The organism is Cylindrospermum stagnale PCC 7417, assembly GCF_000317535.1.
Classification (GTDB): Bacteria; Cyanobacteriota; Cyanobacteriia; order Cyanobacteriales; family Nostocaceae; genus Cylindrospermum; species Cylindrospermum stagnale.
On the sequence record NC_019757.1, the window covers coordinates 6085589 to 6097267 of the forward strand.

The 11679-nt window shown below is 43.6% G+C and carries 11 protein-coding genes and 1 pseudogene; 7 read left to right on the top strand and 5 right to left on the bottom strand.

The window, feature by feature from the left end; genetic code table 11:
- Positions 1-2 precede the first annotated feature (2 nt).
- Complete coding sequence (gene cysE / locus CYLST_RS25630) at positions 3-770, bottom strand: serine O-acetyltransferase (RefSeq protein WP_015210654.1); 768 nt, start codon at positions 768-770, stop codon at positions 3-5.
- Between the two features lie 598 nt (positions 771-1368).
- Between cysE and CYLST_RS25635 the strand changes: the two genes are divergently transcribed.
- Complete coding sequence (locus CYLST_RS25635; protein ID WP_015210655.1) at positions 1369-1620, top strand: DUF6364 family protein; 252 nt, start codon at positions 1369-1371, stop codon at positions 1618-1620.
- A 479-nt stretch (positions 1621-2099) separates the two neighbouring features.
- Here CYLST_RS25635 and CYLST_RS25640 read toward each other — a convergent pair whose 3' ends face one another.
- The 4 genes and pseudogenes from CYLST_RS25640 to CYLST_RS25655 all read right to left on the bottom strand — a co-directional run bounded on the left by CYLST_RS25640 (position 2100) and on the right by CYLST_RS25655 (position 4542).
- Complete coding sequence (locus CYLST_RS25640; RefSeq protein ID WP_015210656.1) at positions 2100-2504, bottom strand: type II toxin-antitoxin system VapC family toxin; 405 nt, start codon at positions 2502-2504, stop codon at positions 2100-2102.
- A complete protein-coding gene (locus tag CYLST_RS25645; RefSeq protein WP_015210657.1) occupies positions 2489-2746 on the bottom strand; it encodes a type II toxin-antitoxin system Phd/YefM family antitoxin in 258 nt (85 codons plus the stop codon). Before CYLST_RS25645 ends, CYLST_RS25640 begins: the two co-directional genes overlap by 16 nt.
- A gap of 63 nt (positions 2747-2809) precedes the next feature.
- A pseudogene (locus CYLST_RS25650) lies at positions 2810-3383 on the bottom strand (Uma2 family endonuclease).
- 211 nt (positions 3384-3594) lie between these two features.
- Positions 3595-4542, bottom strand: coding sequence for an NAD(P)-dependent alcohol dehydrogenase (locus tag CYLST_RS25655; RefSeq protein WP_015210658.1), 948 nt, complete (start codon positions 4540-4542; stop codon positions 3595-3597).
- A 1085-nt stretch (positions 4543-5627) separates the two neighbouring features.
- Between CYLST_RS25655 and nifB the strand changes: the two genes are divergently transcribed.
- The 6 genes from nifB to nifH all read left to right on the top strand — a co-directional run bounded on the left by nifB (position 5628) and on the right by nifH (position 11669).
- Complete coding sequence (gene nifB, locus CYLST_RS25660; protein WP_015210659.1) at positions 5628-7097, top strand: nitrogenase cofactor biosynthesis protein NifB; 1470 nt, start codon at positions 5628-5630, stop codon at positions 7095-7097.
- A gap of 148 nt (positions 7098-7245) precedes the next feature.
- Entirely contained in the window at positions 7246-7590 is a 345-nt protein-coding gene (locus CYLST_RS25665; RefSeq protein ID WP_015210660.1) for a 4Fe-4S binding protein, read from the top strand.
- Between the two features lie 56 nt (positions 7591-7646).
- Positions 7647-8852 (top strand): cysteine desulfurase NifS, encoded by a 1206-nt coding sequence (nifS, locus tag CYLST_RS25670; RefSeq protein WP_015210661.1) that lies wholly within the window; start codon positions 7647-7649, stop codon positions 8850-8852.
- Between the two features lie 171 nt (positions 8853-9023).
- Positions 9024-9935, top strand: a complete 912-nt coding sequence (gene nifU / locus CYLST_RS25675; RefSeq protein ID WP_015210662.1) for a Fe-S cluster assembly protein NifU — start codon at positions 9024-9026, stop codon at positions 9933-9935.
- A gap of 188 nt (positions 9936-10123) precedes the next feature.
- On the top strand, positions 10124-10477 hold the full coding sequence (locus CYLST_RS25680) for a group I truncated hemoglobin (protein ID WP_015210663.1): 354 nt from the start codon (positions 10124-10126) through the stop codon (positions 10475-10477).
- A 298-nt stretch (positions 10478-10775) separates the two neighbouring features.
- Positions 10776-11669: a nitrogenase iron protein gene (gene nifH, locus CYLST_RS25685; RefSeq protein WP_015210664.1), complete on the top strand. Its 894-nt coding sequence runs from the start codon at positions 10776-10778 to the stop codon at positions 11667-11669.
- Positions 11670-11679: the final 10 nt, after the last annotated feature.

The following is an 11679-nucleotide window of genomic DNA, read 5'->3' on the forward strand; positions in this document are numbered from 1 at the left end:
ACTCAACGATCCTTTACCAAAGGTGCTTGATCCTGTTGATTACGCTTCAGGGTTTGCAGTTGTTTTTCTAGTTGCTCAATCCGAGAAAGCAGAGAACTGATCACAGTTGCTTCCAAATCGGGTAGCAATGCATGTTCTAGGGGACAGAGTTGATCATTTTGTTTCCGGGAAATGATTCGTCCCGGAACCCCGACTACAGTGGAATCTGGGGGGACATGCCGCAAGACAATGGAACCTGCGCCAATACGGACGCGATCGCCAATTTGCAGATTACCCAAAACCTTCGCACCCGCTCCCACAATCACGTTTGCGCCCAAGGTAGGATGACGTTTACCGCTTTCTTTCCCAGTCCCCCCAAGGGTGACACCCTGATAAATTAGTGTATAGTCTCCCACAATGGCAGTTTCACCAATCACAACACCCATCCCGTGGTCGATAAACACACCTTTACCAATCTCTGCACCAGGGTGAATTTCAATTCCTGTCAAAAAGCGCCCCAAGTGAGAAATTAAGCGGGGGATAAAACTCACTCCCCCCAGGTGTAACCAGTGAGCAAGACGATGCAAACAGAGTGCATGGAATCCAGGGTAGCAAAACACCACCTCTAACCAATTGCGTGCGGCTGGATCTCGCTCAAAAATGATGTAAAAATCGCTCAAGAATGGCTGAAAAAAACTGCCAGTGAGTAGATTTTTGATCAGGGAAGTAGGTGCTAAATCCTGAATTTTTGCTGTTTGGGTTTTACTGTCACTGTCTAAAGACTGTTGCATCGTTACTGTCTGGGTAAAAAAGCTATGTGCTATTTTTATGCTTATATCAGGCCACTCCAAACTGGACAGTACATCAGATGCTGATTGGATTTATTGGATTAATTAAGGTTGTACTCAACCACCTTAAACCCCCGCTCCAAGCACATTTAAAATTTGCCTTGGGGTAGGGGTGCTAGCTTTTTAAAATAGGGGTACTAGCTTTTATCGGGTGGGGGGTTCAGAATTTATGTACTCAACACTAAAACCTTTGTCTACTAGAGTTTGCAGTGATTTAGCCAAGATATTTTGCGATATATTAAGCTGTACTCATTTGCCCGGAACTCGAATGTAGACAAGACTACAACTAGCAATTCTGTATACTCAGCTACGATTGTTATTTTATGATTTTGGTAGTTAAAAAACTATTTTAGTTATTTTGTTTTAGGGTTTTTTGGCTGTATGCAGAGATACATAATTTATCAGTCTCATATCTCGGACTTCTTAGAGAATTTGGGGATTTTTTCTGTGTGATACAGAATAGAATTCACTAGCTCTACAAACGATGACCAATTAACCTTTGACAATGCTAAAATGAAATAGTTTAAAATCATACATAGACATGACTACAAAAATTACATTTGACATTGATGAAGCTTTGATCAAAAAGGCAGAATGTTGGGCAAAGCAACAGCAACTTTCACTTTCTGATGTGATTGCAAATTTACTCCGTCAGTTACCAGAACCTGATGTAATACCCCAAACTGAACATCCTTTAGCCAAGTTTGCTGGGATTTTGAGTGATTCTGAAGCTGGAGAATTGCAGCAGGTAATTGCAGCAGAGTTTGAGCAGGTGGATACCAATGAATGGTGAAATAGCTTTAGATACTTCTGTTGCAGTGTAATTCTTGAAAATTTACGTATTTTTTCTGTTTACTAATATTATAGTTAGCATTAATAAAAACACAAGTGGATATTAGCAGAGAATTAAGGAATACAGAAAACTCTCTAAGAGGATGTCTGAGAAGTTGTTAGTGATAAATCAAACACTGGTAGATCCCCCTAAATCCCCCTTAAAAAGGGGGACTTTGACTCTTGTTCCCCCCTTTTAAGGGGGGACTTTGACTCTTGTTCCCCCCTTAAAAAGGGGGGTTAGGGGGGATCTCGATCAATTTTGATACTTTTCAGACATCCTCTAAGAGACCTATTCAGTTATATAATCTTGATAGCGTTACGTTCGGATATGAAGTTCTCCCTCCTATCCCTCCTAAATGATAATACTAACAATGGTTTGCAGCATGCGTTGTCACAAAGCGCAACGCACCATAATCAAAATTATCTAGTCTGACTTTCCTAACTTTTATTGGCTGCCCAAAGAATAGCAGTGTCTTTATACTCTCTGAATATTGAATCGGCACTAACGAGGGTCATGTCTTCCATCTGTGCCTGTGCAATTAGCATTCTGTCGAAAGGATCGCGATGATGTAAGGGTAAAGTGGCCGTTCGTAGTGCATGTTTAGTTGTAATTTCCAGATAACTAGCACCCAACCGCACCATGCGGCTAGAAATGTAACTGTCCAGTGCTTCTGGTAATGGCAACTTACCAATTGAAACTTTTATTCCCATTTCCCAGACACTAGCAACAGAAAGCCATATTTCGTTGCTTTCATTGGCGATTTGCGTAATTACCTCTTCATTCAAACGCTCTGGTTGGGCAAACCACCATAACCAACACTGGGTATCTAATAAAAGTTGCACTCCTCATTGCCCTCAAATGCCGCCAAAATGTCTTCTGGTAAGGGGGCATTAAAGTCTTCTGGTACTACAAACAGTCCTCGATCTTGCCCTAAACTATCCCGTCTATTAGATGAGACACTAAACGGAACTAGCTTGGCGATAGGAACACCCCGGTTAGAAATAACGATTTCTTCGCCAAGTTCTACACGAGATAAGAGGCTTGAGAGATTTGTTTTAGCTTGATGGATATTTACAGTTTCCACAGTTTTATAGCTAAGTCTATAAACTAAGTTTAATTTAATTTTCAGATTGGTGCAAGATGTCAGTTACCCAAAATCAACACCGCGATAAATTTCTGCCATTGGTAATTCAACACCAACTGATTCTAAAGAAATAGATTTTTCTAAATCGTTAAAATCACTGAGTAACCAACCTTGGGGTTGCTTACTATAACTTTCTATAAAAATTTCATCTTGCTCGACTAATAAATATTCATTCGCAAAAACTAGGAATTGATCGATACATCCGAAAGTTACTTTGGCGGTTGTAATCTGCTGTTGAGGGGGAGAGAACTTCAACAATTAAGATAGGATTTAAAACTTCATCTAAGCGATTATCATTTAGTTGTGGTTCACCCTCAAAAACCATCACATCTGGATATACTCCGCGTTGATGTTCAGGAATCCATAGCCGTAAATTGCTGTTAATTGGCTCAAATTTAGTATCTCGCAAAAGATAGGTAAGATAGGTCAAAATATTCCGACCAATACGGCTGTGGGTGAGTGATCCTCTGGGCATTGGTACAATTTCTCCATTACGATATTCGCTGCGTCCTTCTGCTTTTTCTTCTATGGCGCGATATTCTTCTAAAGTGTAGCGACGCTTAACGGTGGTAATCATGGGTTGTAACCAATTACATTGGCTGTATGTATGACAAGGAAATTTAATTTTTAATTTTTAATTGCCAATTTTTAGCAGTTTTCATCTATTTGAACCATATTTCTTGTAGGGGCACAGCAGTGCTGTCTAGCGCGTGGTCTATTTACCTGAAAATCGCTGTAAGACAAATTATAACTAAATTAAACGGACATGATATTAAGATGCTGCCAAATCAAATGGGATTAATGGCGATCGCAATTTTTCCAGAAGCATGCTCCGTTTCGCTATAAGCATGGGCTGCGGCTAGTTCTTGCAGGGGATAGGTGCGATCAATCACTACACGGATTTTGCCCGCTTCAATCAAATCTTTTAAATAAGCCAAGTCTTGACTATTGGGTTTTTCCAAGACCAGTTTAGCTTTTTGACCGGGGAAAAATGCGGTGATCAGGGTTTCTATAACGCTTTGTGGCGTAGGTAGGGTGCTGATGTAGATGCCGTTGGCTTTGAGGACACGTTTGCATTGAGATAGCGATCGCTTGCCTACCGCATCAAAAATCAGATCGTACTGCACATTACCGTTTGTAAAATCCTGTTGCGTATAGTCAATCACAATATCTGCGTTCAGAGATTTCACCAAATCGACATTTTTAGTACTGCAAACTCCCGTCACCTCTGCCCCCAAAGCTTTGGCAATTTGCACGGCAAAACTGCCCACACCGCCTGCTGCGCCATTGATCAATACCGCTTGACCTGATTTGATGTGACCTTGGTCGCGCAGGGCTTGCAGAGCCGTTAGTGCCCCGCCTGGAACAGCAGCAGCTTCTTCATAGGTGAGGTTGCTGGGTTTGAGAGCTACTAAATTTTCGGCGATCGCGGCATATTCTGCATAAGCTCCCCCAGGTAAGCCAGTGCTGCCATAAACGGCGTCTCCTGGTTGAAAGCGCGTGACTTGAGAGCCAACTTCCACCACATCACCTGCCAAATCAAACCCCAGAATTTTCGGGAATGCGCTGCCTGTAATCAAGCTCAACATCCCCTGGCGGATTTTCCAATCAATGGGATTAACACTACTGGCGCGGACTTTGACGAGTAACTGGTGAGGCTTAATTTTTGGTGGTTCCACATCTTCATACTGCAACACCTCAGCAGAGCCATACTGCCGGATCACAACTGCTTTCATCGCTTTTCCTCCTGCCACCCTGTTTGATTTGTTGGTCATAATTACAGTTTAGCGATCGCGCCAGGTTCACGGTCAGCAATTGTGGCACTTTCACCGGAAAATCAGCCGTTCGGTAGAGCCTAGAAACAAGGAAGCAGACGGTATCAGCTTCTAGTATTTATTCCTAGGCAGTAGCCCCAGAACAAAAAAAAGAGCAGTGAAAAATTAAATTATGTGAAAATCATCTGCATCAATGCACCTATTTATGGAGCGTGAAAACCTTATGCAGCAAAGCTTGTAACTGCCATTGAATAGCATGATTAAACCAAAAATTAAAAAATTATGAATTGCATTTTTCCCCAAAATAAAATGATATGTTGGATACAGAATTGAATTTCGCGAGTATCTGGAGTGGCACGACTGAGAACGCTCCAGTTTTCCCCCCTTAAATCCCCTATAAATTATTTCTCCGAGCGGGATTAAGGCATATCTGAGTACAGGCTAGCAGATACAAAAAACAGCCAAAATAAAGCTCAATCCCTTGTTGGTATTGAGTTTTAAATGAGTACAAAGAAATCCTGAACCCCTTTCCATAAATACTCGTACCCCAAGTAGAAAATACTAGAACCCCTACCCGAAAAAATATTTTTTAATTCTTGTAATGCCTAAATAAGGAGGGTTTCAGTTTTTGAGTACAAGCTTAATATATCCAATAACTTCTAGCCCAGATAGATAAGTCGCCTAGCAATTGATGGCTGATATAAATCTTATATCGCCAATCACCCAACGCTCTAATCCAAAAAAAGAAAGCGACAAGTGAGTGGAGGGATGAGATAGCACTATGTTTCTGTGAATAGAAGTTGCGGCTGTACACACAAATTCTACCCAAAACCCAAACGTTGACACACACCAGCCGACGGTTCTCAAAGATTTTCAGCCTGCCCTACTCTGCTAGTCACCCTCATCAGGTGCCTACGCTATCGCTCCAGGGTTATCACACCTCAGGGCAGAGTGAGTATCAGAGGTGACTTCAATTCACGAGCATAGGGAGTAGCAACGGCATCTCCCACAGTGGCAGCCAGCCCACCGAACTTTTGCGAAATTCAATGACACTACCGGCTACAGGACTCCTCACATCTGATAATCAGGAACCAATAGTAACCCAAGCAAAATCCGGTGGTTGCGGTTGCGACAGCAACACTAGCGCCACCGTGGAAAGGGACGAAAGGCTCCTACAACGCATCGCCCAACATCCTTGCTACAGCGAAGACGCGCATCATCACTATGCCCGGATGCACGTTGCAGTTGCGCCAGCTTGTAACATTCAATGCAACTACTGCAACCGCAAATATGATTGCGCCAATGAAAGTCGCCCTGGAGTAGTTAGCGAATTGCTAACGCCAGAAGAAGCCGCACACAAGGCTTTGGTAATTGCCGGCAAGATTCCCCAAATGACAGTTTTGGGAATTGCTGGACCTGGTGATCCTTTAGCGAACCCAGAAAAAACTTTCCGCACCTTTGAGTTGATTGCAGACAAAGCACCAGACATTAAGCTTTGCTTATCAACCAACGGCTTGATGCTAACTGAATACATTGATCGGATCAAACAATTAAATATCGACCACGTTACCATCACCTTTAACACCATAGACCCAGAAATCGGCGCCCAGATTTATTCTTGGGTTCACTACAAACGCAAGCGTTACAGAGGCGTTGAAGGTGCTAAGATTCTGCTCGAAAAGCAGATGGAAGGATTGCAAGCTTTGAAAGAAGCCGACATCTTGTGCAAAGTCAACTCGGTAATGATTCCGGGAATTAACGACCAGCATTTGGTGGAAGTGAATAAATACATTCGTGAGAATGGTGCATTTCTGCACAACATCATGCCGCTGATTTCTGCACCAGAACACGGCACACACTTCGGTTTAACCGGTCAACGCGGCCCTTCACCCAAAGAATTAAAGGACGTACAAGACAATTGCGCCGGTAACATGAAGATGATGCGCCACTGTCGCCAGTGCCGAGCCGATGCTGTAGGATTGTTAGGAGAAGACCGCAGCCAGGAATTTACCAAAGATAAATTCTTGGAAATGACTCCAGAATATGACCTAGAACAACGCGCTACAGTTCACGAAGGCATTGAGAAGTTCAAAGAAGAAATCAAAGTAGCTAAAGAAAAGGCGAAAGCATCTGCTGTAGAGACGTTGCATGCAACGTCTCTACAAAACAATCCAAAAATCTTGGTGGCAGTAGCAACTAAGGGCGGTGGATTGGTTAACCAACACTTCGGTCATGCGAAGGAATTCCAGATTTATGAAGTGGATGGTAACGAAGCTCGCTTTGTCAGTCACCGCAAGATTGACCAGTATTGTCAAGGTGGATACAGCGAAGAAGCCACCTTTGAAGGTATTATGAAAGCGATCGCCGATTGCAAAGCAGTTTTAGTCTCCAAGATTGGTAACTGTCCTCAAGAAAAACTGCAAGAAGCTGGCATCCAAACCATTGAAGCTTACGACGTAATTGAGAAGGTTGCTCTCGAGTTTTACGAGCAATATGTCAAAGAACTAGGGAAATAGGGAATAGGGAATGGGTACTGGGTATTGGATTCTGGGAAAGAATCCAACCCAAAGACAAATCAACTATTAACTAAATATTCCCAATTCCCAATCCTTAATACCCAATTACCAATTCCCAATTCCTCATCCCCAAAAAAGGTAAATAATCATGGCTTACCAAATCACTAGCCAGTGTATTTCCTGTGATCTTTGTCTGTCTGCCTGTCCCACCAATGCAATTAAGATAGTTGACGACCAGCGCTGGATTGATCCTGAACTTTGCACAAACTGCGTTGGTAGTATTTATACCGTACCTCAGTGTAAAGCTGGTTGTCCCACCTGCAACGGTTGCGTTAAACAGCCCAGCGATTATTGGGAAGGTTGGTTTGCCAATTATAACCGCGTCTTAGCCAAGTTGACCAATAAACAAGATTACTGGGAGCGTTGGTTTGACACTTATTCCCAGACATTTTCTGAGCAATTACAAAAACGTCAACGCCAAGTAGCAGCTTAATCAAGCATTGGGCGGGGAAACCCCTACATGGCCCTTGTGAAATAAAATTGGAAACAATGCAAAAGAACTGCATCTATCTCGATAATAATGCCACCACCCAGGTAGACCCAGTAGTTGTAGAGGCAATGCTGCCTTACCTGACGGACTTTTACGGTAATCCCTCTAGTATGCATTCCTTTGGCGGACAAGTCGGCAAAGGTGTAAAAACAGCAAGAGAACAACTTGCAGCCCTCCTGGGAGCCGATGAATCAGAAATTATCTTTACCAGTTGCGGAACTGAGGGAGATAACGCCGCTATCCGTGCAGCATTGCTAGCACAGCCAGATAAGAGACATATCATCACCACCCAAGTAGAACACGCAGCGGTGTTGAATGTCTGCAAACAACTAGAAACCCAAGGTTATAGTGTTACCTATCTTTCGGTGAATGCTCAGGGACAGTTGGATCTAAATGAATTAGAAGCCTCCCTGACAGGTAACACCGCCTTGGTGTCGATTATGTATGCGAATAATGAAACTGGTACGGTTTTCCCAATTGAGCAAATTGGGTTAAGAGTTAAAGAACATGGCGCGATCTTCCATGTCGATGCGGTGCAAGCAGTGGGAAAAATCCCGCTGAATATGAAGACTAGCACTATTGATATGTTAACTCTGTCTGGTCACAAGCTGCACGCACCCAAAGGTATTGGTGCTTTGTATGTGCGACGCGGGGTAAGGTTCCGTCCTTTACTGATTGGGGGACACCAAGAACGGGGACGCCGTGCGGGAACAGAGAATGTCCCAGCAATTATTGCTATGGGCAAAGCGGCGGAACTAGAGATGCTACATTTACCCGATGCGACCAAGAGAGAAAGAAAATTGCGCGATCGCCTAGAAAAAACTTTACTCGCCGCAATTCCCCACTGCGAAGTTAACGGTGATCCTCAGCACAGACTGCCAAACACCACCAATATAGGCTTTAAGTATATCGAAGGTGAAGCAATTCTGCTTTCCTTAAATAAGTACGGTATCTGTGCTTCCTCTGGTTCTGCTTGTACTTCTGGCTCACTGGAACCTTCCCACGTCCTTCGGGCTATGGGCTTACCATACACCACTTTGCACGGTTCCATTCGCTTCAGCCTGAGTCGCTACACCACAGAAGCTGAGATTGATCAAGTTATCGCCGTCATGCCTGAGATTGTTGAACGTTTACGCGCCCTTTCACCCTTCAAAAATGACGAGGCGGGTTGGTTACAACAACAGTCAGTCGTCGCTAGTCATTAGTTATTAGTCATTAGTCAGTAGTAAATCATAACTAACCAGGACTTACGCATAACCTTCCATTTCTTGGCGTTCTTGGCGTCTTGGCGGTTCGTAAAACTCCTATTTGTAAGTCCTGCTAGCTACTGACTAATCTTAAATCCAAAATCTAAAATCCAAAATCTAAAATCGACCATGTGGGACTACACAGATAAAGTATTAGAGCTGTTTTACGATCCCAAAAATCAGGGAGCAATTGAAGAAACAGGCGAAGCTGGAGTTAAGGTTGCAACTGGAGAGGTAGGAAGCATTGCTTGTGGTGATGCTTTGAGATTGCACCTGAAAGTTGAAGTACAATCTGACACAATTCTCGATGCACGCTTTCAGACATTTGGTTGCACCAGTGCGATCGCATCTTCGAGTGCATTAACCGAAATGATCAAAGGCTTAACCTTAGATCAAGCCCTGAAAGTCTCCAACAAAGACATTGCAGATTACTTAGGCGGACTACCAGAAGCCAAGATGCACTGCTCAGTCATGGGACAAGAAGCCCTAGAAGCAGCCATCTACAATTACCGAGGCATTCCCCTAGCCACCCATGATGATGATGAAGGTGCCCTGATTTGTAGCTGCTTTGGTATTAGCGACTCCAAAATTCGCCGTGCAGTTTTAGAAAATAAACTCACCAGTGCGGAACAGGTAACAAATTATGTAAAAGCTGGTGGCGGATGCGGTTCTTGTTTAGCCAACATTGATGATATTATCAAAGAAGTACAGCAAGAAGTCGCCACATCACTCCTCAACAACAATGGCGTGAAGACCACTACAGATATCTCGACTTCTGGAAAGCAAAAACCGCTGACCAATGTGCAAAGAATTGCCCTAATTCAAAAAGTACTTGATGAAGAAGTCAGACCTGTATTGATCGCCGACGGGGGAGATGTAGAACTTTATGACGTAGAAGGCGATCGCGTGAAGGTTATCCTTCAAGGTGCTTGCGGTTCTTGTTCTAGCAGCACTGCCACACTCAAGATTGCCATCGAAGCCAGATTACAAGATCGTGTTAGCAAAAACCTTGTAGTCGAAGCAGTTTCGCCCTTGCTGTAGAAAAAACACTCTTTACGAAGATACATTTATCTGTATCAGCCAGGAACTGCAACTAGGATTTGACCTAGATAATTCTCAACAATCAAGACTTCAGTCCTGCTAACAACAAACAGCATCTAAGCGGAAAAATTAAACGCTTAATTGCAAGTTTCACCATCCAACTCGCTTCACAGGAAAGGAGAAAGATTATGGGTTTATACGACAAAATCGGCGGACAAGCCACAGTTGAAAAAGTCGTTGATGCTTTCCACAAAAACATCATGGCAGACAGCAGCGTTAGCGGTTACTTTGCTAAAACAGATATGGCAAAACAACGCGCTCATCAAATTGCTTTCTTCTCTCAAATTCTGGAAGGACCAAGCCAATACGCTGGTCGTCCAATGGAAAAAACCCACACAGGCATGAAGCTACAACAAGCTCAGTTTGATACTATCGTCAAACACTTGAACGCTGCAATGACCGCAAGTGGTGTATCATCTGCTGACGCAGCCGCTGCAATGGCTAACGTTGAAGCTTTGAAAGGCTCTATTTTAGGCAAGTAGGACTAAACCATTGATTGTTGACGAATTACTTCGTCAAGTCCTACCTATCTCTACAGGCTGTTGCATATTTCGGTGTATTTGTAAAGTGCCTAAGTTCTTTGTTCCCACAAGGGACTTAGGGTAAACATAATTTTATCTAGGAAAATCAATGCTTTCAACCACAATAGTTTTGGCGGTAGAGCGATCGCCTCCCGATACGTTCTACAAATACTCACTGCTGTAGCTCAACAGGCGTGAGAAGTCCAGAGACAAAACTTCACCCACCAACCAACCAACCAATTGTAGGAAAACACGAACCATGACTGACGAAAAGATTAGACAGATAGCTTTCTACGGTAAGGGCGGTATCGGTAAATCTACCACTTCCCAAAACACCTTGGCAGCTATGGCAGAAATGGGCCAACGCATCCTCATCGTTGGTTGCGACCCCAAAGCTGACTCCACCCGTTTGATGCTGCACAGCAAGGCTCAAACAACCGTTCTTCACTTGGCTGCTGAACGTGGTGCCGTTGAAGATATCGAAATCGAAGAAGTAATGCTCACCGGTTTCCGTGGTGTACGTTGCGTAGAATCTGGTGGTCCAGAACCCGGAGTAGGTTGTGCAGGTCGCGGTATCATCACCGCCATCAACTTCCTAGAAGAAAACGGTGCTTACCAAGACCTAGATTTCGTATCTTACGACGTATTAGGTGACGTTGTATGCGGTGGTTTTGCTATGCCTATCCGTGAAGGTAAAGCGCAAGAAATCTACATCGTTACATCTGGTGAAATGATGGCGATGTACGCTGCTAACAACATCGCTCGTGGTGTTCTTAAGTATGCTCACACCGGTGGCGTGCGTTTGGGTGGTTTGATTTGTAATAGCCGTAACACTGACCGGGAAATCGAACTTATCGAAACCTTGGCAAAACGGTTGAACACCCAAATGATTCACTTCGTACCCCGCGACAACATCGTTCAACACGCAGAATTGCGCCGGATGACTGTTAACGAGTACGCACCAGAAAGCAACCAAGCTAACGAATATCGCACATTGGCTACCAAGATCATCAACAACAAGAATCTAGCTATTCCTACACCTATCGAAATGGAAGAATTAGAAGAATTGTTGATTGAATTTGGTATTCTCGAAAGCGATGAAAATACCGCCATGCTGGTTGGTAAGACTGCTACTGAAGCTCCTGTAGCATAAGTTGCTGCTA